The organism is Ruegeria sp. K5 (genome assembly GCF_056531805.1).
Window position 1 is genome coordinate 223,043 of sequence record NZ_JBQFML010000005.1, and the last position, 20,469, is coordinate 243,511.

The 20,469-nt window shown below is 60.0% G+C and carries 24 protein-coding genes; 14 read left to right on the forward strand and 10 right to left on the reverse strand.

Annotation, left to right across the window (positions count from 1 at the left end):
- Window positions 1-12 precede the first annotated feature (12 nt).
- Window positions 13-3,357 carry a carbamoyl-phosphate synthase large subunit gene (gene carB, locus ACR0MO_RS15140; protein ID WP_480892097.1) on the reverse strand — a complete coding sequence of 1,115 codons (3,345 nt, stop codon included), beginning with the start codon at window positions 3,355-3,357 and terminating at the stop codon, window positions 13-15.
- 177 nt (window positions 3,358-3,534) lie between these two features.
- Between carB and ACR0MO_RS15145 the strand changes: the two genes are divergently transcribed.
- From ACR0MO_RS15145 to aspS, 5 genes are all read left to right on the forward strand, one after another.
- Window positions 3,535-4,662: an aminodeoxychorismate synthase component I gene (locus tag ACR0MO_RS15145; RefSeq protein WP_170453143.1), complete on the forward strand. Its 1,128-nt coding sequence runs from the start codon at window positions 3,535-3,537 to the stop codon at window positions 4,660-4,662.
- Window positions 4,617-5,264, forward strand: coding sequence for an aminotransferase class IV family protein (locus tag ACR0MO_RS15150; protein ID WP_170452619.1), 648 nt, complete (start codon window positions 4,617-4,619; stop codon window positions 5,262-5,264). The genes ACR0MO_RS15145 and ACR0MO_RS15150 overlap by 46 nt, the downstream gene beginning before the upstream one ends.
- Window positions 5,261-5,719 (forward strand): hypothetical protein, encoded by a 459-nt coding sequence (locus tag ACR0MO_RS15155; protein ID WP_480892154.1) that lies wholly within the window; start codon window positions 5,261-5,263, stop codon window positions 5,717-5,719. Before ACR0MO_RS15150 ends, ACR0MO_RS15155 begins: the two co-directional genes overlap by 4 nt.
- Window positions 5,689-5,931, forward strand: a complete 243-nt coding sequence (locus tag ACR0MO_RS15160) for a CPBP family glutamic-type intramembrane protease (RefSeq protein ID WP_480892149.1) — start codon at window positions 5,689-5,691, stop codon at window positions 5,929-5,931. Before ACR0MO_RS15155 ends, ACR0MO_RS15160 begins: the two co-directional genes overlap by 31 nt.
- A 79-nt stretch (window positions 5,932-6,010) precedes the next feature.
- Entirely contained in the window at window positions 6,011-7,786 is a 1,776-nt protein-coding gene (gene aspS / locus ACR0MO_RS15165; protein WP_480892099.1) for an aspartate--tRNA ligase, read from the forward strand.
- 258 nt (window positions 7,787-8,044) lie between these two features.
- On the opposite strand, the gene ACR0MO_RS15170 is transcribed toward aspS, so the two are convergent.
- Window positions 8,045-8,764: a response regulator gene (locus tag ACR0MO_RS15170; RefSeq protein ID WP_170452615.1), complete on the reverse strand. Its 720-nt coding sequence runs from the start codon at window positions 8,762-8,764 to the stop codon at window positions 8,045-8,047.
- A gap of 135 nt (window positions 8,765-8,899) precedes the next feature.
- Here ACR0MO_RS15170 and mce point away from each other — a divergent pair, with 135 nt between their 5' ends.
- Both mce and ACR0MO_RS15180 read left to right on the forward strand, forming a co-directional pair.
- Entirely contained in the window at window positions 8,900-9,304 is a 405-nt protein-coding gene (gene mce / locus ACR0MO_RS15175) for a methylmalonyl-CoA epimerase (RefSeq protein ID WP_170452613.1), read from the forward strand.
- Between the two features lie 24 nt (window positions 9,305-9,328).
- Window positions 9,329-9,601: a DUF1467 family protein gene (locus ACR0MO_RS15180; protein WP_170452611.1), complete on the forward strand. Its 273-nt coding sequence runs from the start codon at window positions 9,329-9,331 to the stop codon at window positions 9,599-9,601.
- Between the two features lie 6 nt (window positions 9,602-9,607).
- On the opposite strand, the gene ACR0MO_RS15185 is transcribed toward ACR0MO_RS15180, so the two are convergent.
- The 3 genes from ACR0MO_RS15185 to ACR0MO_RS15195 all read right to left on the reverse strand — a co-directional run bounded on the left by ACR0MO_RS15185 (window position 9,608) and on the right by ACR0MO_RS15195 (window position 11,350).
- Window positions 9,608-10,306 (reverse strand): EI24 domain-containing protein, encoded by a 699-nt coding sequence (locus tag ACR0MO_RS15185; protein WP_170453141.1) that lies wholly within the window; start codon window positions 10,304-10,306, stop codon window positions 9,608-9,610.
- A complete protein-coding gene (locus ACR0MO_RS15190) occupies window positions 10,303-10,881 on the reverse strand; it encodes a nitroreductase family protein (RefSeq protein ID WP_480892102.1) in 579 nt (192 codons plus the stop codon). The genes ACR0MO_RS15185 and ACR0MO_RS15190 overlap by 4 nt, the downstream gene beginning before the upstream one ends.
- Before the next feature lie 220 nt (window positions 10,882-11,101).
- Window positions 11,102-11,350 (reverse strand): hypothetical protein, encoded by a 249-nt coding sequence (locus tag ACR0MO_RS15195; RefSeq protein WP_170452608.1) that lies wholly within the window; start codon window positions 11,348-11,350, stop codon window positions 11,102-11,104.
- Between the two features lie 121 nt (window positions 11,351-11,471).
- Between ACR0MO_RS15195 and ACR0MO_RS15200 the strand changes: the two genes are divergently transcribed.
- From ACR0MO_RS15200 to ACR0MO_RS15220, 5 genes are all read left to right on the forward strand, one after another.
- Entirely contained in the window at window positions 11,472-12,179 is a 708-nt protein-coding gene (locus ACR0MO_RS15200; RefSeq protein ID WP_480892104.1) for a M48 family metallopeptidase, read from the forward strand.
- The gene (locus ACR0MO_RS15205; RefSeq protein ID WP_170521740.1) at window positions 12,176-12,544 is read left to right on the forward strand and encodes a YigZ family protein; all 369 of its coding nucleotides are present in this window, start codon (window positions 12,176-12,178) and stop codon (window positions 12,542-12,544) included. The genes ACR0MO_RS15200 and ACR0MO_RS15205 overlap by 4 nt, the downstream gene beginning before the upstream one ends.
- A 69-nt stretch (window positions 12,545-12,613) precedes the next feature.
- On the forward strand, window positions 12,614-12,865 hold the full coding sequence (locus ACR0MO_RS15210; RefSeq protein WP_480892107.1) for a DUF6455 family protein: 252 nt from the start codon (window positions 12,614-12,616) through the stop codon (window positions 12,863-12,865).
- Window positions 12,866-12,878: 13 nt separating this feature from the next.
- On the forward strand, window positions 12,879-13,133 hold the full coding sequence (locus tag ACR0MO_RS15215; protein ID WP_170521742.1) for a DUF6455 family protein: 255 nt from the start codon (window positions 12,879-12,881) through the stop codon (window positions 13,131-13,133).
- Between the two features lie 14 nt (window positions 13,134-13,147).
- Entirely contained in the window at window positions 13,148-13,426 is a 279-nt protein-coding gene (locus ACR0MO_RS15220; protein WP_170521744.1) for a DUF6455 family protein, read from the forward strand.
- On the opposite strand, the gene ACR0MO_RS15225 is transcribed toward ACR0MO_RS15220, so the two are convergent.
- The gene (locus ACR0MO_RS15225; protein ID WP_170452595.1) at window positions 13,409-13,651 is read right to left on the reverse strand and encodes a CDGSH iron-sulfur domain-containing protein; all 243 of its coding nucleotides are present in this window, start codon (window positions 13,649-13,651) and stop codon (window positions 13,409-13,411) included. The two genes, ACR0MO_RS15220 and ACR0MO_RS15225, sit on opposite strands and share 18 nt — an antisense overlap.
- 229 nt (window positions 13,652-13,880) lie before the next feature.
- On the opposite strand from ACR0MO_RS15225, the gene ACR0MO_RS15230 reads away from it, so the two are divergent.
- The gene (locus ACR0MO_RS15230) at window positions 13,881-14,066 is read left to right on the forward strand and encodes a hypothetical protein (protein ID WP_170452593.1); all 186 of its coding nucleotides are present in this window, start codon (window positions 13,881-13,883) and stop codon (window positions 14,064-14,066) included.
- Window positions 14,067-14,192: 126 nt separating this feature from the next.
- On the opposite strand, the gene ACR0MO_RS15235 is transcribed toward ACR0MO_RS15230, so the two are convergent.
- Window positions 14,193-14,543: a hypothetical protein gene (locus ACR0MO_RS15235; RefSeq protein WP_170622894.1), complete on the reverse strand. Its 351-nt coding sequence runs from the start codon at window positions 14,541-14,543 to the stop codon at window positions 14,193-14,195.
- A 110-nt stretch (window positions 14,544-14,653) separates the two neighbouring features.
- Entirely contained in the window at window positions 14,654-16,042 is a 1,389-nt protein-coding gene (rimO, locus tag ACR0MO_RS15240; protein ID WP_170622896.1) for a 30S ribosomal protein S12 methylthiotransferase RimO, read from the reverse strand.
- Between the two features lie 95 nt (window positions 16,043-16,137).
- Here rimO and ACR0MO_RS15245 point away from each other — a divergent pair, with 95 nt between their 5' ends.
- Window positions 16,138-18,090 (forward strand): AsmA family protein, encoded by a 1,953-nt coding sequence (locus ACR0MO_RS15245; protein WP_480626342.1) that lies wholly within the window; start codon window positions 16,138-16,140, stop codon window positions 18,088-18,090.
- Between the two features lie 30 nt (window positions 18,091-18,120).
- On the opposite strand, the gene ACR0MO_RS15250 is transcribed toward ACR0MO_RS15245, so the two are convergent.
- Both ACR0MO_RS15250 and kdsA read right to left on the reverse strand, forming a co-directional pair.
- On the reverse strand, window positions 18,121-19,617 hold the full coding sequence (locus ACR0MO_RS15250) for a phosphomannomutase/phosphoglucomutase (protein ID WP_480626341.1): 1,497 nt from the start codon (window positions 19,615-19,617) through the stop codon (window positions 18,121-18,123).
- A gap of 15 nt (window positions 19,618-19,632) precedes the next feature.
- Window positions 19,633-20,466 (reverse strand): 3-deoxy-8-phosphooctulonate synthase, encoded by an 834-nt coding sequence (gene kdsA / locus ACR0MO_RS15255; protein WP_170622901.1) that lies wholly within the window; start codon window positions 20,464-20,466, stop codon window positions 19,633-19,635.
- Window positions 20,467-20,469 lie beyond the last annotated feature (3 nt).

Below are 20,469 nucleotides of genomic sequence, written 5' to 3' on the forward strand. Positions count from 1 at the left end.
TGGGGTGAAGGATCACCCCTGCAGCGACATCACCTCAACATCCCCTTCGGCCTGCGCCTTGATGGCCAGCGCGGCGGCGTGGCTGGCGGCGGCGGTGGTGAAGTAGGGGATCTTGTCATAGAGCGCGATGGAGCGGATGACCTTGCTGTCTTCGACCGCCTGCGCGCCTTCGGTGGTGTTCATCACCAGCTGCACCTGACCGTCTTTCAGCATGTCGGCCACATCCGGGCGGCCTTCGTAGACCTTGTTGACCAGATCGCAGGCAACGCCTTGTTCGGCCAGCCAGCTTTGTGTGCCACGGGTTGCCACAAGGACAAAGCCCTGCGCGGCCAGAACCTGTGCGGCCTCAAGCATCGCGGGGGTCTTGTCGGCATCTTTGATCGAGATGAACGCACGACCCGAGGACGGCAGGACCATACCCGCGCCCATCTGCGCCTTGAGGAAGGCGCGCGGGAAGTCGCGGTCCCAGCCCATGACCTCGCCGGTCGAACGCATTTCCGGGCCCAGGATCGTGTCGACGCCGGGGAAGCGGGCAAAGGGCAGGACCGCCTCTTTCACCGAGAACCACGGCATGTTCGGGTCGGCCAGCGTCATCTGGTCGGCAATTTTTGTATCCTGACCTTCCTGATAGGGCGGGCGCATCGGGAAGTTCGACAGCTTCTCACCCGCCATGACACGCGCGGCGATGGAGGCAATCGCGCTGTCGGTCGCTTTGGCCACGAAGGGCACGGTGCGGCTGGCGCGCGGGTTCACCTCGATCAGGTAGATCTCATCATCCTTGATGGCGAACTGCACGTTCATCAGGCCGACGACGTTTAGCGCTTTGGCCAGTTTGAACGTCTGATCCTTGATCTGTTCCAGAATCTCATCCGACAGCGAATAGGGCGGCAGCGAACAGGCCGAGTCGCCCGAGTGCACGCCCGCCTCTTCGATATGCTGCATGATGCCCGCAACGTGAACATCGGTGCCATCACACAGCGCATCCACGTCCAGTTCCACCGCACCGGCCAGATAGCTGTCCAGCAGAACCGGGCTGTCGCCCGAGACCACCACGGCCTCGTTGATGTAGCGCCGCAGCTGATCCATATCGCGCACGATTTCCATCGCTCGGCCACCCAGAACGTAAGAGGGGCGGATCACCAGCGGGAAGCCGATCTCGTCGGCAATCTCCAACGCTTGCGCGTCGGTCGAGGCGATGCCGTTTTTGGGCTGTTTCAGACCCAGATCATTGACCAGCGCCTGGAACCGCTCACGGTCTTCGGCCAGGTCGATGGCGTCGGGCGTGGTGCCGAGGATCGGGATGCCTTCGGCCTCCAGCGCGTTGGCCAGTTTCAGTGGGGTTTGACCGCCGAACTGCACGATCACACCATGCAGCGTGCCGTTTTCCTGCTCTTTCGTCAGGATTTCCATGACGTGCTCAAAGGTCAGCGGCTCGAAATACAGCCGGTCCGAGGTGTCATAGTCGGTCGAGACTGTCTCGGGGTTGCAGTTGACCATAATGGTCTCATAGCCCGCTTCGGTCAGCGCGAAACAGGCGTGGCAGCAGCAATAGTCAAACTCGATGCCCTGACCGATCCGGTTCGGGCCACCGCCAAGGATGACGACCTTTTTGCGGTCGCTTGGGCGGGCTTCGCATTCGACCTCGCCCATCATCGGGGCTTCGTAGGTCGAGTACATATAGGGCGTCTGCGCCTCGAATTCGGCCGCGCAGGTGTCGATGCGTTTGAAGACAGCATTGACGCCCAAATTGCGGCGAGCGCGGCGGACGTTGTCTTCGTCGCGGCCAGTCAGATTGCCCAGACGCGCATCGGTGAAGCCCAGCATTTTCAGCTTGCGGATGCCATCCTCGGTCACGGGCAGGCCGTCTTTACGGACCTGACGTTCCGCATCGATGATCTCGCGGATGCGGGCCAGGAACCACGGGTCGAACTTGGTGACACCGAAGATTTCGTCGTCACTCAGACCGTGGCGCATGGCTTGCGCGATGGTGCGCAGGCGGTCGGGCGTTTGTTTGCTGATCGCCTTGATCACTGCGGCCTTGTCGGTGGCCTCGTCCCAGACACCGACATTCAGGCCGGGGATTTCGACCTCGTCAAAACCGGTCAGCCCGGATTCCATCGAAGCCAGCGCCTTTTGCATCGATTCGTGGATGGTGCGGCCGATGGACATGGCTTCACCCACCGACTTCATCGCGGTGGTCAGGTAAGGTTCCGAGCCCGGGAATTTCTCGAACGCGAATTTCGGGATCTTGGTGACGACGTAGTCGATGGTCGGCTCGAACGAGGCGGGCGTGACCTTGGTGATGTCGTTGTCCAGCTCGTCCAGCGTGTAGCCCACTGCCAGCTTGGCCGCGATCTTGGCAATCGGGAAACCGGTCGCCTTGGACGCCAGCGCCGAAGAGCGCGACACGCGGGGGTTCATCTCGATCACAACCATGCGACCATCGACCGGGTTGATCGCCCATTGCACGTTCGAGCCGCCAGTTTCCACGCCGATCTCGCGCAGCACGGCAATCGAGTGATTGCGCATGATCTGGTATTCTTTGTCGGTCAGCGTCACGGCTGGGGCCACGGTGATCGAGTCGCCCGTATGTACGCCCATTGGATCGACGTTTTCGATGGAACAGACGATGATGGCGTTGTCGGCAGTGTCGCGCACCACCTCCATCTCGTATTCTTTCCAGCCCAGCAGGCTTTCGTCGATCAGGATCTGACCCACGGGGCTGGCATCCATGCCCGAGCGGCAAATATGGATATAATCCTCGCGGTTATAGGCCACGCCGCCGCCGGTGCCGCCAAGTGTAAAGGCAGGGCGGATGATCGCGGGCAGACCCACCGTTTCCAGGGTTTCCAGCGCCAAGGCGACACCGGCATCCAGGTCTTTCTTGCCGTCTTCGTCCTTGGGGGCGGTCACGATCTCGGCCTTGGGGTTTTCGATGCCCAGCCGGTCCATCGCCTCGCGGAACAGGGCGCGGTCCTCGGCCATTTCGATGGCGTCGCGCTTGGCGCCGATCATCTCGACGCCGAACTTCTCAAGCACGCCCATCTCTTCCAGCGCCAGCGAGGTGTTCAGGCCGGTCTGTCCGCCCATCGTGGGCAGCAGCGCGTCGGGGCGTTCTTTCTCGATGATCTTGGCGACAACCTCGGGCGTGATCGGCTCGATATAGGTGGCATCCGCCAGACCGGGGTCGGTCATGATCGTCGCGGGGTTCGAGTTCACCAGAATGACCCGATAACCTTCCTCGCGCAGCGCCTTGCAGGCCTGAGCGCCGGAATAGTCGAACTCACACGCCTGCCCGATGACAATGGGGCCCGCCCCGATGATCATGATCGACTGGATGTCGGTTCTTCTCGGCATGGCCTTGTTCCTTCGATTGTCCGCGAGTCAGGGCACCGCCCCAGCGCCCAAATTGTCCTGCGTTATAGGGACCGCGCGAAAAGGTGCAAGAGGTATCGGAAACAGGTGCGAAATTGCCGCTTTCCCCTCTTTCCCTTGGCGGCGTATTCTCTATATCGCGCAGCACGGGTTATGAGGATGCACTTGCGTATTCGTTTCGATCAGGGGCCAGCCGGTCCGGGAACCCGGTTCGACCGGCCATCCCACATCATCCGCGCGGACACGGCGGACGAGGTGCCCCAGGCGCTGGCGGCATTGGATGAGGCGCGCGCGGCGGGTGGCTGGCTGGCGGGGTACGCCTGTTACGAGCTTGGTTATGCATTGGAGCCGCGCCTGTTGTCCCGTCTGCCGGGCGACCGGACACTGCCGTTGCTGTGTTTCGGGGTCTATGACCAACCGGATCATAGCGATCTGCCCAAAGCGTCGGGCGGCATTGCCCAGTTCCAGCCGCGCTGGGATGAGACCCGATACAGTCGGGCGTTTCAGGCCGTGCATGATGCCATCGGGGCCGGGGACATTTATCAGGCCAATCTGACCTTCCCAATCGATCTAAAGGTCGAAGGGGACAGCGTGGCGCTTTACGCGGCCCTGACCTCCGGTCAACCCGTGGGCCACGGCGCTTTGATCCAGCAAGAGGGGTTGCCCGATTTGCTCAGCCGCTCGCCCGAGCTGTTCTTCCGCACGGATGAATCCGGGCGCATCGAGACCCGACCGATGAAGGGCACCCAGCCCCGCAGTGAGGATATGGCCGAGGATGCCCGCCGCCGAAACTTCCTGTCCAGCGACGAAAAGAACCGGGCCGAGAATCTGATGATCGTCGATCTGCTGCGCAACGATATCAGCCGCGTGGCCTTGCCCGGATCGGTTCATGTGCCCGAACTGTTCAAGGTCGAAACCTATGCCACCGTGCATCAGATGGTGTCGCTGGTGCGGGCGCAGTTGCAGATCGGGGCCGGGTTGTCCGATATCCTGACCGCTTTGTTCCCCTGCGGGTCCATCACCGGCGCACCCAAGATCCGCGCGATGGAGATCCTGTCCGACCTCGAACCCTGGCCCCGCGACATCTATTGCGGCACGATCGGCTGGGCTGCGCCGGACGGGCGGTCCGAGTTCAACGTTGCCATCCGCACGCTGATGGTGGACGGTGCCGCTGCAACGCTGAATGTCGGCGGTGGGGTGGTCTGGGACAGCACGGCCCCGTCTGAATACGAGGAAGCCCTATGGAAAGCCCGCTTTGCCCACCAGTTGAGCCTGATTTCCGCCTGATTGAAACGCTGGGCTTCAGGCCCGGGCAGGGGTTTGTCCGACAGGACCGGCATCTGAACCGAATGGCGCGCACTGCCAAGACCTTGGACCTGCCCTTCGACCGATCTGCCGCTGTGGCGATGTTGTCCGAAGGGGCCAGTGAGGCCCCCTTGCGCTGTCGTCTGACCATGGATGTTGCGGGTCAGTTCGAATTGACCAGTGCGGCACTGGCCGACAGCCCGCCGATCTGGCGGTTGGGGGTGTCGGAGACCCGGTTAACCTCTGACGACATATGGCTGCGCCACAAAACCACCCGGCGTGATCTCTATGACACCGCCCGCGCTGCGATGCCTAAGGGTGTCGATGAATTATTGTTCCTGAACGAACGGGATGAGCTGTGCGAGGGCTCCATCACCAACCTGTTTATCGAAACGCGCGAAGGGCAACGGCTGACTCCGCCCCTGTCCAGCGGGCTTTTGCCGGGTATCCTGCGCGAAGAATTGCTGGAACAAGAAGAGTTTGCCGAGGCGGCTCTGACCTTGAATGATCTGAAAGAGGCCCAATCTGTTTTCATGGGAAATTCGTTACGCGGCCTGATACCGGTGGAGTTGGTGAACCTGTGAGCAAAGACAGCACGATGGTCGCCCCGCCGGTGGCGGCAGCGCGATTACGGATTGAGTTTGGCCTGTTTTTCATCATTGCCCCGCTGGTGATCGCGGTGCTTTTTCCGCCCAACTGGATGTTCCCGGCGCTGTTTGCCTTTACCGGTTTGGGCATCGTTCTGCTGCACGCAACGCCCGGCTTTCAGTGGGCGGAACTGCGATACGAATGGGCAAACTGGTCATTTCGCGAACTGGCGGTATTCACACTGGTGACTGCTGCATTCTGTACCGCGCTGATCTACCTGACCCGGCCAGATGCGGCCTTTTTTCTGCTGAGAAACCGACCCGAGATGCTGGCCTTCATCTGGATCGGCTATCCGCTTCTGTCCGCCCTGCCGCAAGAGCTATTATTCCGCCCGCTGTTTTCCGCCGCTACCACGCCATCCTGCCGGACGGGCGCAGGGCAGACCTGCTGAATGCGGCCATCTTCGCCTTCGCGCATCTGATGTATTGGAGCTGGATTGTCGCCATCATGACCTTTGTCGGCGGGTTGCTGTTCAGCTGGGCCTATCGCAAGCGCGGCTCGTTCTTTTACGCCGTTCTGCTGCACGCGATTGCAGGGAACATCATCTTTGCCGTGGGTCTGGGCGTTTATTTCTATTCAGGCAATGTGCAAAGGCCGTTTTGACGGCGCGACCTGCCTTGACTTTCCGGGCCTGACAGGGTGTATCGGCGCGACGAATTCTGCGCCCGAAGGGATATGATCCATGCACGCCTATCGCAGCCACACCTGCGCCGCTCTGACCGCCGCCAATGTCGGTGAAACCGTCCGCCTGTCCGGCTGGGTGCATCGGGTCCGCGATCACGGTGGCGTGCTGTTCATCGACCTGCGCGACCATTTCGGCGTGACGCAAGTGCTGTGCGACGGCGACAGCGCGGCCTTTGCCGAACTTGAGAAGGTGCGGTCGGAGTGGTGCATCCGCATCGACGGTACCGTCAAAGCCCGTGACGCGGATCTTGTGAACCCCAAGCTGCCGACAGGCGAGGTCGAAGTCTACGTGCGTGAGCTTGAGGTGCTGGGTGCCGCCGACGAACTGCCGCTGATGGTGTTCGGCGATCAGGAATACCCCGAGGAAACCCGCCTGCGCTATCGCTACCTCGACCTGCGCCGCGAAGCGATGCAGCAGAACATGACCCTGCGCTCGGACGTTGTGGCCTCGATGCGCAAACGCATGTGGGATCAGGGCTTACGCGAGTATCAGACGCCGATCATCACGGCATCCTCGCCCGAAGGCGCACGTGACTTTCTGGTGCCCTCGCGCCTGCATCCGGGCAAGTTCTACGCCCTGCCGCAGGCCCCGCAGCAGTTCAAGCAGCTGATCATGGTGTCGGGCTTTGACAAGTATTTCCAGATTGCACCCTGCTTCCGCGACGAAGACCCGCGCGCCGACCGCTCGCCCACCGATTTCTACCAGCTTGACCTTGAGATGTCGTTTGTCGAGCAGCAGGACGTGTTCGACACCATCCAGCCCGTTCTGACCGGCGTGTTCGAAGAGTTCGGAGGTGGCCGGAAGGTTGACCAAGAGTGGCCGCAGATTTCCTACAAGGACGCGGCCTTGTGGTATGGCACCGACAAACCCGACCTGCGCAATCCTATCAAAATGCAAGTGGTCTCCGACCACTTCCGCGATAGTGGCTTTGCGATTTTCGCGAAGCTGTTGGAGCAGGACGGCACCGAAATCCGCGCCATCCCTGCGCCGACCGGCGGCAGCCGCAAGTTCTGCGACCGCATGAATGCATTCGCCCAGAAAGAGGGTCTGCCCGGCATGGGCTATATCTTCTGGCGCGATCAGGGGCAGGGGATGGAGGCAGCCGGTCCGCTGGCCAAAAACATCGGCCCCGAACGCACCGAGGCAATCCGGCAGCAACTGGGTCTGGGTGTCGGTGATGCGGCGTTCTTCCTGGGCGGAAAGCCGAAAGCCTTTGAAAAGGTCGCAGGCAAGGCCCGCGACGTGATTGGCGAAGACCTTGGCCTCACCGAAAAAGACCGCTTTGCCTTTGCCTGGATCGTGGATTTCCCGATCTATGAACAGGACGAGGAAACCGGCGCGATCGATTTCGAACACAACCCATTCTCGATGCCGCAGGGCGGTATGGAGGCGCTGCAGGGCAATCCGCTGGACGTGCGCGGCTATCAGTACGATCTGGCCTGTAACGGGTATGAGCTGGTCTCGGGTGCGATCCGGAACCACAAGCCCGAGATCATGCTGAAAGCCTTTGAGCTGGCAGGTTACGGCGCGGATGAGGTCAAATCCCGCTTTGGTGCCCTGTACAACGCTTTCCACTATGGCGCGCCGCCGCACGGGGGCTGTGCTGCGGGCATCGACCGGATCGTGATGCTGTTGGCGGACGAGGCCAATATCCGCGAAGTCATGATGTTCCCGATGAACCAGCGCGCCGAAGACCTGATGATGGACGCGCCGTCCGATCCGACTTCGGATCAGTTGATGGAACTTGGTTTGCGGATCATTCCGCAGGATTAAGCCTGTCGCTTGTCTGGTGATGAGCGCACGTATTGCGCGGCGCAAACCGTATGACGACTGAACCGTCCGCTACGCGCGGGCGGTTTGCGTTTGTCACCTGTGTCTAGGGCAGACCGGCAAACGCAACGTCAAGGGATTCAATCAATCCCTTTGCCCAGCTTCTGCCGGTTCACGCGAATGGATCGGGCGCTCTGCCGGGTTTGCCGGTACATCCACCCGAACACCAGGGACGCGGTGATGAAATAGGCGGTGGCCATCTCAGATCGCCTCCCGCTGTTCCAGCCGGTTTTGAACTAGCCCGGCAACCTGCGCGGCCTGAGCGGTGATCGGACTGCCTTGCGCCCGGGAGAGTGATAGTTTTCGGGCCGCGTCCGCCAACACCGTATCGTTGGCCTCACGCGCAACGCCGTGAAGAAACTGGGCAGCATAGTCCAGCATGCGCGGATCGGTCGGCCCTGCCAGAACGTCCGCGATGTGCGCCATATCGTCCTGATAGGCCAGTGGATCGGGGTGAATGACTTCGTCCCGAACGGCGTGCAACCCGCTGGGCCGACGGTCCTCGGGGAGGCGTTCCAGAATGGCTTTTTGAAAATAAGACATGGATTTTAGGGGTTTGGGCAAAAACCCGTCAGCCCCGGCCCCAAGGGCAGCAGACTCGGTGCATGTATCACCGGACATCGCCAGAATGACACTGATCCTGGGCGAGGCCTGTGTCAGTTCAGCAATCAGATCGGCCCCGGACCCGTCCGGCAGACCCATATCCACAAGAATGACCGAGGGGCGATAGATCTGAAGGTGACGCCGCGCGGATTTCAGGCAATCGGCACGTCGGATCCTTGCCCCGCTGTGCAGGCACATCAGGCGGATCGCGTCGCAGGCATAGCGGCTGTCCTCGACAACCAGAATGGTCTGTCCCAGCAAAGGCCGCGTCGCTGTGGGCGTAGCGATAGTTGTGGCGAAAGGAACCGAATCGTCCATGTCAGATCTCCTATCCAGCAGATGCCTCACGCTAGGAACTTCTGGCTAACACAGGGTTAACGGGCGATTTGGCGCACTTGTCCTTTGCCGGAACTGCCCCCATAACCCACTCAACGTAGGACAGAGGAGTTTACTATGATCGGACGACTAAACCACGTCGCCATCGCCGTTCCGGATCTTGAGGCCGCATCCGAGCAGTATCGCAGCGCGCTGGGCGCCAAAGTGGGCGCGCCGCAGGACGAACCGGATCATGGTGTGACGGTGGTGTTCATCGAACTGCCCAACACGAAGATCGAGCTTCTGTACCCGCTGGGCGATGACAGCCCGATCAATGGCTTTCTTGAGAAAAACCCGGCCGGTGGCATCCACCATGTGTGCTATGAAGTCGAAGACATCATCGCGGCCCGCGACCACCTGAAGGAAAGTGGTGCACGTGTGCTGGGTAGCGGAGAACCCAAGATCGGCGCGCATGGCAAGCCCGTTCTGTTCCTGCACCCCAAGGATTTCAACGGCTGCCTCGTCGAACTGGAACAGGTGTAACGCCACAAGCTCGGAGGGCCCGAAATGACCATCACTGCCGCATTGGTGCTGTTTGCAGTCATCTGGTTTCTGACCCTGCTGATCGTTCTGCCCATTCGCATCAAGACGCAGGGCGATCTGGGCGAGATCGTTCCGGGCACCCATGCGGGTGCGCCGGAGGTGCATCACATGAAGAAGAAGATGTGGATCACCACGGGCATTTCGATCGTTTTATGGGCCATCATCGCCGGGATTATCCTGTCCGGGGTGATCTCGGTTCGGGATTTCGACTGGTTGAACCAGCTTGAGCCGCGCTGAGCCGTGTCAGGCCGCGCGGCCTGACACATTGTGATAAATATGGGTGAAGGTGGCGACACCGATAATCGGGATCACCAGATTTACCAGCGGAACTGAAAGCGGGATCGCCATCAGCGTCCCGGCAAGCCAGATAGTTGCCGTGTGTTTCGCACGCAGCTGGCGCGCACGCTCACGCCCCAACCTGCGCATCGCGGCCAGCGTGAAATATTCCCGGCCCAGCAGAAACCCGTTCATGCCCCAGAATATAAACAGAGCAAGGGGCGTGAAGATCGCATACAGGATCAGCGCCAGCAGGTTTGCCACGATCAGAACGCCCATAAAGCTGAGACCATCCTGAATGGACTCGCCAAGCGGGATTTTTGGGGCCGGGGGCAGGTGCGCGTAGTTTTTGTCTTCGACCGCCTGCGCGACCTCTTCCAAAAAGATCGACGTGATGGCCGAGGCGACGGGCACCATCAGGAACACCGGCAACACCAGAACCAGCAGGATGCCGGAATAGTTCAGCACATCGTTCAGCCACGACACGGTGCCAACAAAGGGCAGTGAAATCTCGTCACCGGACAGCGCATTGATGAACCAGATCGCGGCAGCACAGGCGAGGATCAGCAACAGGATCGTCAGACCTATGCCGCGAAACAGGACTGAGCGGAACTTGGGGTCTCCGATCTGACCAAGGGCCGCGAAGAACGCGTTCAGGATGATCATTCCGTGAGCCATTCAGTCAGGGCGGCAACGTCCGGCCGGGGGCGTTCTGGCGGGGCGGTCCCTTCGGTTGCGATATGGATCACGCCGGCCAGTCGTTCGTTTTCGGCCAACCCAAAAGCGGATTTGCAGAAATCCCGGTCATGCGATTGCCAGCCAGACAGCCAGTTCGCGCCCCATCCGGCGGCGAGGGCCGCGTTCAGCAGGGCCAGACAGACGGCACCGGCAGAGTAGGTTTGTTCAATCGCCGGGATCTTTTCCGACGGTTTCTGAACCTCGATCACGGCCACAGCCAGATGTCCCATGTCGAACTGGCTGCGGGCCTTGGCAATGTCTTCCGGCGATTTGTTCAGCGCCTTGCCACAGACTTCGGTCAGGTCAGCAAGACGCGCCATCGCGCCCTTTTCGATCGCGATAAACCGCCAGGGTTCCAGTTTGCCATGATCCGGGCTGCGGGCGGCGGCGGTCAGCAAAGGCAAAAGCTCGTCCCGTGTCGGGGCCGGAGCAATCAGTGTTTTGGCCGGTCTGGACCGGCGCGACTGTAAAAACTCCAGGGCGGCAGGGTTTTTCAGGGACATATGTTAACTTCCTTTACATCAGCCATCTGTATCTTGGGCGGTACGGCTGGCGATTCAAGGGCGGGCCGTTGGATTTTGGGGATCATTTTCATTCCGGTACGCCGGGTGCAAGCGGAATGACGCTGGATGGGGGGCTTGGCGACTTACGAAAACTCAATAAACCATTGGTCACGGATTTTGGACTCCGCGTCGCTTGGCCAGAACCGCCATAGCTCGAACCCTACGAGCCCTGATCCTGCGTTTCGCGAATCTGATAGACACCTTCTGGCAAATCCAGCGCCGCAGCCAGATCGCGGACCTGTTCGGGCGACAGGGTGATCTTCTGAATCTGATCCGTACGGGGGTCCATTTGTTCCAGCGTCACACACTCGGCGAAGCTGTTGATCACCACATCCTCTTGCAAAGGCTTGGGGCCTTCATCCACGAGGGTAATGACTGTCGAGTCGAATTCATGCTCAATCGAAAACATGGGGCCAGAGTGCAGGTCACCGCCCGCCAATGCAACCCGTCACTGGCCGAAACCGCGGTGGTACTGCCCGGTTGGTCCGGCTATGTTGGGAACAACGCCTGATCGGCTAATAGGACCCTTGATGCGCCTTCTCCTTTTTCTGGTTTTTTCCCTGCTTCTGTCGGCCTGTGCAACGGACAGGCTGCGCGTGATTCCCGCAGAAGTCTGGCGTGGGCTCTCGGCGGAAGAAGCCGCCAGCGCCGCGGCGTTTCGCGAAGTCAGCCACGATATTGGTCGTGAGGCGCGCGCCCAGTGCCTGAGATCTTCCAAACCGCAAAGCTGCGATTTCAGAATTCTGGTCGATCTGAACCCGACCGCGCCCGCAAATGCTTTTCAGACTCTGGATGACAAGAAACAGCCCGCGATCATCTTCACCCGATCCATGATCCGCTCGACCCGGAATGCGGATGAATTGGCCTTTGTGATGGGGCACGAGGCGGCGCATCACGTTTTGGATCACATCGGACGGCAAAGCGAAAACGCCCGTGTTGGCGCAGCCAAGTTCGGAGAGGCCGAGCGGCAGCGTGGCAAAAGCGATGCCGCCGTTGAAAAGGCACAGAAGATAGGGGCAAAGGTGGCCGTTCAGGCCTATGCGAAAGACTTTGAGCTTGAGGCGGATCAGTTGGGAACACTCATCACCTATAATGCCGGATACAACCCGCTGATCGGGGCGAAGTATTTTGCCCGCATTCCCGATCCGGGTGACCAGTTCCTGGGATCGCACCCACCCAATGCGCAACGGGTCGACATTGTACAGCAAACCGCGCGAAAGCTGGGTGTCACAGAATGACTGAACTGGTGCAGCTGGGCGTGATTCTGACCGATCGCGGATCGAAATACGCGGTGTCCGGCGCAACTGTGACATCGCGGGATCAGATTGACGCGGTGCTTGCCAAGCTGAAGACGGACAAAGCCTATGCAAAGGCCACGCACAACACCTGGGCGGCGACGTTGCCAACCGGGGCGCTCAAGGCCGACGATGGAGAAAGCGGGGCGGGCATGGTCATTCTGCGCATGATGGAGCGTGAGGGGTTAGAGAACCACGTCATCATCGTTACGCGCTGGTATGGCGGCAAAAAGCTGGGCGGGGACCGTTTTCGCCGCGTTCAGGACGCAACGCGTGCTTATCTCGACCAAATTGGGGCCTCTGCTTGACCTGAATCAAGGATTCCCCTTGTCCAGCAACTACGCTCTGACCAAAGCGCGACAGGGAAAGGACAGGACATGCCCAGCCGAGAGACTTTGCGATTGCACGCCGGTTTGGTCGATGACATGGCGCGGATGCTGGATATCGATCTGCAGGAATCCGCCATCGAGGGTGCCGTATCAATCGACCAGATTTCAGACGCCGTGGTCAGGTGCACAGATTGCCCGAACCCCGGACATTGCCAATCCCTGTTGAAAGAAGCGTCTGCGCTAAGCCGCGCCCCGAAATACTGCCGCAACTACACTTTGCTGGAAAAACTCAGACCGTAAATGCGAGGGGCCTATGCCACGTCTCGGAGAAATCATGACCCATATGCGTCTGGTTCTGCGAATGGGTCAGGCGACGGGCACGGATATCGTTGCAGCGCATCACGCCTGCCACCTGAGCCAGGAAGACTGGGCCGAGATGGTGCAGTTCTGTCGTGGCTGCGCATGGGCAAAGGACTGCCCCGAATGGCTGGATCAGCATCAGGCTATCGCAAATGCGCCTGAAACCTGCCCGAATCGGGCGCGATTCGCGGCGTTGAAATCCGCTTAGGTCGGGGGCGCGTGATGCCACAGGTCGCCCTTGGAGAGATCGAAAAGCACTTTTGGCTGACGCGTTCAGTGGCCCGTTGCCTGGGTATTTCGCTGACCGAGGCAATGGCCGAGGGGCAACTTTCCGCCGAAGGCTATGCCGAACTGGTCACACGATGCCGGGCGTCAAATTGCTGTGGGCAATGTGCGATCTGGTTGTCCCAGCAACAACAACTTGCCGATGCTGCCCCCGAGTTTTGCGCCAATGCCCAAGCCTTGAACCGGCTTCGCCGCCCGTCAAATTCGCGCGTGTGATCCGTCGCATAACGGCGCCTTGCCGGTGTGCTTGCAACAGCAGAAGAACACTTTTTTGCTTGCTTCAGCCGTGTATTTTAAGGGTTCAAAGTCGGTGCCTTTATGCGATCCATCACAAAACGGCTGTTTCTTGGATCGGCCACAAGCGCACCAGAAATAACTCTTTCCTTCGACAACTTCGACCGCCATGGGCTCTTTCTGGGCGATGATCGGGGCGTCGGACATGTGGCTTCTCCGTTCTTGGCTGATGTCAGGTCACGAGTTTAGGGCAATGCGCCAAAAAAGGTAGCGCGCGTCGCTGACGGTGCTGCGATCCAGGGCGTCCCAAGCATGGTTTCGCCTTCGTTCACAAGGATGTGATCGATTCTGTTGCCAGATTGCCGATCAACCCGTATCCTGAACCCGGCCCCGAAAAACTGGGCAATATCAGAAAAGTAATAGAGGATTGACGGACATGAAAATCAAACTCGCTGCTGTTGGAGCCTTTGCGCTGATCCTGACTGCCTGCGCGCAGCCGGAACCCACCCCTGTTTATATTTCGCCCAGCTATGACAAAGCCGGTACCCCAAGCTGTGCCGCCGGGTATGAACTGGCGACCACCGAAGCAGGCGAGACTGTCTGTAACCCGGTTGCGGGATAAACCCTTTGCAGGCGGTCCCGATTTGGGACCGCCTGCCCAAGATTTGAGAATGTGATGCCGCCCTAGGGGCGGTTTTTTTTGATTGCCGGACGCGTTGCTGCGAACCATTACATATAGGTCGGGCGTTTAGTGTTTTCTAAAGCGAAACCCGTGCCTGTATTTGAAGGCGTGATGCCTGTGCCCGCGGAAGGATCGATGCGGCTGGTACCTGTAAACCTTGCGTTTGTGACCCGCGTGGACATGCGGTTTGTGCGCCCTTTTGCGGTGTTTCTTGATGTGATGCCCGGATTTGGGCGCAAAATAGGGGCGGTGATGCGGGTGAACACCCCGGACATGGAAATTGAATTTCTTGCCGCCGACATAGACGATTTCAGCCGACGACCGGCCAAAACCCTCAGCGATAGCGGGGGTCGAAAGCATCATGGCCGACAGGGCGACCACCATGCTGCGTTTGGCAAAATGAGTTACTCGAAACATGAAAACCTCCGTTTGGCTTCATGTTCAAGGTGAGAGCGGGGGCGCCTGTTCTCCAATAAACTCGGGTCACGCTTTACCGATGGGCCGTGTTCCGACACGGCCCGAAGCGGTCAGGCAAGCTGTCCCCAGAGGTCGTAATCACCAGCCTCGTCCACGGTGACCGAGACGATATCGCCGGGTTTAAGCCCCTCGAATCCTTCGTCAATGAACAGGTTTCCGTCGATCTCGGGCGCGTCTGCCTTGGTGCGGCAGGTGGCGGCCTCATCGTCAATTTCGTCAACAATGACGTCAATCGTCTGTCCGACTTTGGCCTGCAGCTTCGCCTCGGAAATTGCCTGCGCCTTTTCCATGAAGCGATCCCAACGCTCTTGCTTGACCTCGGCGGGCACATGATCCGGCAGATCGTTCGAGCGTGCGCCATCGACGTTTTCGTACTGAAAACACCCGACGCGATCCAGTTGCGCCTCGTCCATCCAGTCCAGCAAGGTCTGGAATTCGGCCTCGGTCTCACCCGGATAACCCACGATGAAGGTCGACCGCAGGGTGATGTCCGGGCACACCGCGCGCCAGGCGCGGATTTCATCCAATGTTTTGGCGGCAGCGGCTGGCCGAGCCATGCGTTTCAGAACGTCCGGGTGCGCGTGCTGGAAGGGGATGTCGAGATAGGGCAGAATGTTGCACCCGGAATCCGCCATCAACGGGATCAGATCGCGCACATGCGGGTAGGGGTAGACATAGTGCAGGCGCACCCAGGCCTCCAACTGCCCCAACTCGCGCGCCAGATCGGTGATGTGGCTGCGCACCTTGCGGTCTTTCCACGGGTTCACATCGTATTTCCGGTCAAGCCCATAGGCCGAGGTATCCTGCGAAATCACCAGCAACTCGCGCACGCCGTTATCGACCAGCCTTTCGGCCTCGCGCAGAACTGCATGGGCCGGACGGCTGGCCAGTTTCCCGCGCATATCGGGAATGATGCAGAACTTGCACTTGTGGTTACAGCCTTCCGAGATTTTCAGGTAGCTGTAGTGGCGCGGGGTCAGTTGAACGCTGCTGGCGGGCAGCAGATCGACAAACGGGTCCGGGTCCGGTGGCACCGCTGTGTGCACCGCATCCAAGACCTGTTCGTATTGGTGTGGCCCGGTCACCGCCATGATGCGGGGGTGGTGTTCACGGATGTAGTCGGGCTCGGCCCCCAGACAGCCGGTCACGATCACCTTGCCGTTTTCAACCAGAGCTTCACCAATTGCATCCAGCGACTCGGCCTTGGCGCTGTCCAGAAACCCGCAGGTGTTCACGATTACGGCATCGGCCCCGGAATAGTCGGGCGAAATGCCGTAACCTTCTGCCCGCAGGCGAGTCAGGATACGCTCACTATCGACCAAAGCTTTCGGGCAGCCCAGCGAGACCATGCCGATGGTCGGCTGGTTTGCACGGGACGTCTCGGGCATCCGGGCGGCGGGCGCCAGGTCGGGGCGGAGATTTGGCGGGTTCGTGGTCATGGCGCGGCATATAGTGGGGAACGCTTCCCCTTGCAAATGTCACGGTGCGTTTGGATGATGATTTCAATCAAGCCAAAAAGGCGGAGAGCAGATAGATGAAATGGCTGATACGCATTCTGTTCATTGTTGTGGCCGTGGTCGGGCTGGTCATTGGGGCGTTGCTGCTGATGCCCGGGGACAAGCTGGCCGCGATCCTGTCTGAGCAGGTCAAGGCCAACACGGGGCGCGAGCTGACGCTGTCGGGGGACGTCAACCTGTCCTTCTGGCCGGTTTTGGGCATGGAAACCGGGCCCGTAACATTCGGCAACGCGCCATGGGCCGGGCCTGATCCGATGCTAAGCGCGGACAGTCTGGCTGTTGGTGTGGATGCTGCCGCAATGCTGGCGGGCGATCTGAAGATCAAGCGGGTCTTTGCGCAAAACCCGGTTCTGCGGTTGGAATTGTCAGAGGGTCGCGGAAACTGGGTCATGGGCGCGGCTGAGACCACGCCGTCAGCGGGCGCTACAGGCGGCGCGCCCTCGGGCGAAACCGGTGCCGTGACGCTGGAGCGGTTGGAACTGATGGATGCGCGGCTGATCTACGTCGAAAACGGCGTAACGCAGATGGATTTTGCGGGTGTGACCCTGTCCGCCAGTTGGCCGGACGTATCCGCGCCCATGGTGATGCAGGCCAGTATGGCAGTGCCGGGCGGTGCGGTGCAGGTGGACCTGAAACTGCCCGATTTGCCCGCCTTTTCGTCGGGCGCTGTGACGCCGCTGGATGTGGCGCTGACCGCCCCGGGCGGAGAGATCGGGTTCAACGGCAATGTCAATCTGTCCGGCGAGATGGATGGCAAGATGCAGATCATCACGCAAAGCACGGAAATGATGTTGACCGCGTTTGGGCAAGGCGGTGTGGCGGTTCCCCACGGTTTGGGCCGGACGGCAAATATCTCGGGGCAGATGACCTATACCAAGGATGGCCGTGTGTCCCTGCGCAAAATGGTGGCGCAGCTTGATGACAATCGGCTGGCCGGAGAGGCCGACATCACCATCGCCGATCCCCCTCAGATCGTGGCGCGCCTGAATACCGATGCGCTGGACCTGTCGCGCGTGACCGATGCCGAGCCCGGATCGGGGGGCGGGACAGGGGCCGCGTCATCTGCGGCGGACGGGTGGTCCAAGGCACCGATTGATGCGTCGCCGCTGTCATTGGCCAACGGCAAAATCCGCCTGACGGCCAAGTCTATTGCCGTTCCGGGGATGCAATTCGGGGCCTCTGACCTGACGCTTGGTCTGGATCGTTCGCGTGCGGTGCTGGAAATGCACCCGGCAACGCTGTTCTCCGGCCAGCTCAACGGTCAGGTGGTTGCGAATAACCGCAACGGATTGTCGGTGGGCGGCGATCTGAAAGCCAGCGGCATCAACCTGAAGCAGGCGTTATCGACACTTGCAGATGTAGACCGTCTGTCCGGCACCGCATCCGGCGCGTTTCAGTTTCTTGGCGTCGGGCAGAGTGAAGACCAGATCATGCGCTCGCTCAGCGGCAAGGGGAATGTGGATGTCGGGTCCGGGGTGATTTCGGGCTTCGATCTGGATCGGCTGATGGGCCGGGGAACCGGGTCGGGCGGTACGACGGTGTTTGACAGCCTGACCGCAAGCTTCTCGATCGACAAAGGCGTGCTGACCAACTCTGACCTGCTGATGTCCCTGAAAAACTTCCGCGCCGATGGTGAGGGCAAGGTCAATCTGGGTGCGCGTACGTTGGACTATCTGTTCACGCCAACCGCGCTACGGGCGAATGCGGGGCAGGGAATTTCGGTGCCCGTGCGCATCCATGGTCCGTGGAGCAGCCCGTCGATCACGCCTGACCTGACCAAAGTCATCGAGGCGGCGGCGGAAGGCAAAGTCAAAGAGCTTGAGGATGACGCCAAGCAGAAGGTGCTGGACAAGGTCGGCAATGAGTTGGACACGACCATAACCGACAGCGATCAAATCGAAGACGCGCTGAAGAAAAAGCTTGAGGATGAGGCGAAGAAGGGTCTGCTGAAACTGTTTGGCGGCGATTGATGAAAGGGGCGTCCAGCGACGCCCCCTGGTTCAAATCGTCTGGTCGTAATCGCCAACACTCGGTTCGGTGCGGATAACGGCGTCGATATCGGCAAAGATCGCACGCATTTCCGCCTCGCTTTCACTGCTTTCGCACACCACCACAAGGTTCGGCGTGTTCGAGGAGGCGCGCACCAGACCCCAGCTGCCATTGTCCAGAATGACCCGCGCGCCATTGACAGTGACCACCTCTTTGATGGCGCGACCGGCAAAGCTTTCTCCTGCGTCCGCCTTGGCCACCAGTTTGTCGACCAGTCGCTGGAGGATATCGTATTTCTCGGTATCAGCCGCGTAGGGCGACATGGTCGGGGTGGACCAGGTCTTAGGCAGGGCCTTACGCAGATCGGACATGCTTTGACCGGGGTTGCGGTCCATCAGCTTGCAAATCTCAACCGCGACCCGCATCCCGCAGTCATAGCCACGCCCGACCGGCTCGGCCAGGAAGTAGTGGCCCGATTTCTCGAACCCGGCCAGCGCGCCGATTTCCTTCACGCGCCGCTTCATGTGGCTGTGACCGGTTTTCCAATAGTCCGCTTTGACGCCGAGGGCTTGCAGTTCAGGGTCGCTGGCGAACAGACCGGTTGATTTGACATCTGCCACAAAGGTCGAGCCCGGGTGCAGCTTGGCCAGATCGCGGGCCATGATGACGCCAACCTTGTCGGCGAAAATCTCCTCGCCCTCATCATCGACCACACCGCAGCGGTCGCCATCCCCATCAAACCCAAGCGCCAGATCCGCGCCGCTGGATTTCACACTGTCCGACATGTCGTGCAGCATTTCCATGGCTTCGGGGTTGGGGTTGTAGTTGGGGAAAGTGTAATCCAGACGATTGTGGCTGGGTACGACTTCAACCCCGATCCGTTCGAAAATCTCGGGGGCAAAGGCCGAGGCGGTACCGTTCCCCGTGGCGCAGACCACTTTCAACGGACGGGACATTTTGAAATCCCCGACCAGATCGTCGATATAGGCCTCTTTCACGCCATCGACGAATTCATAGGACCCGCCTTGATGCGGCTGGCCTTCGCCGTTCAGGACGATATCGCGCAGTTCGGACATCTCGTCCGGGCCGTGAGTCAGCGGACGCTCAAAGCCCATTTTCACTCCGGTCCAGCCATTTGGATTATGGCTGGCCGTCACCATCGCCACGGCGGGAACGTTCAGATGAAACTGCGCGAAATAGGCCATCGGGCTAAGCGCGGGGCCGATATCCTTGACCTGAATCCCGGCCTGCATCAGCCCCAGGATCAGGGCGTTCTTGATCGACAGGGAATAGTCGCGATAGTCGTTGCCCACTGCGATGACCGGGTCAATCCCGCGCCGCCGCATCTGAGTGCCCAAACCCAGACCAAGTGCGGTCATGCCGGGCAGGTTGATCTCGTCAGGGTACTTCCAGCGTGCATCATATTCGCGAAAGCCCGTGGGCTTGATCATCGCGTCACGCAAAAAGCTCCAGGTGTTTGGCGTCACCTCGGGGAATGGTTTGGTCATAACAAGTCTCAATCGTTAAATCTGAATAGGATTCGCTTTCGCAAGCGCATCAAAACGCATCAATGTGTCAACAAGTTGGGGCATCTGGTCCAAGTAAATCATGTTCGGGCCGTCGCACGGTGCATTGTCTGGGTCCTGATGCGTTTCCATGAAGACCGCAGCCGACCCAACGGCAACCGCAGCGCGTGCCATGACCGGTGCGAATTCGCGCTGGCCACCCGACGATCCACCTTGCCCGCCCGGCTGCTGTACGGAATGCGTGGCATCCATAACGACAGGATACCCCGTCTGCGCCATCTGTGGCAGAGACCGCATATCCGCAACGAGGGTGTTATAGCCAAAAGACGTCCCGCGTTCGGTTAGCAAGATGTTCTGATTACCCGTGCTTTCGATTTTCGAGATGATGTTCGGCATTTCCCAAGGCGCGAGAAACTGACCTTTTTTGACGTTGATGACGGCCCCTGTATTGCCTGCTGCCAACAGCATATCCGTCTGACGGCACAGGAAAGCGGGGATTTGCAGTACATCAACAGCCTCAGCCGCAATGGCGCATTGGGCCTCGGTATGCACGTCGGTCAGAACTGGAACGCCTATGGTCTTGCGAATATCGTCCAGAACCTTGAGCCCCGCATCGATTCCCATGCCGCGTTTACCGGACAGAGAGGTGCGGTTGGCCTTGTCATACGAGGCTTTGAATACATACTGCGCGCCCGCAGCATCGCAGGCTTCTTTCATGGTGCCCGCAATCATCTGGGCGTGGTCCGCTGTCTCAAGCTGGCAGGGGCCGGCAATAATGGTCAGCGGAAGATCGTTGCCGACGGTAATGTCGGAGATTTTTACATGTTTCATGGG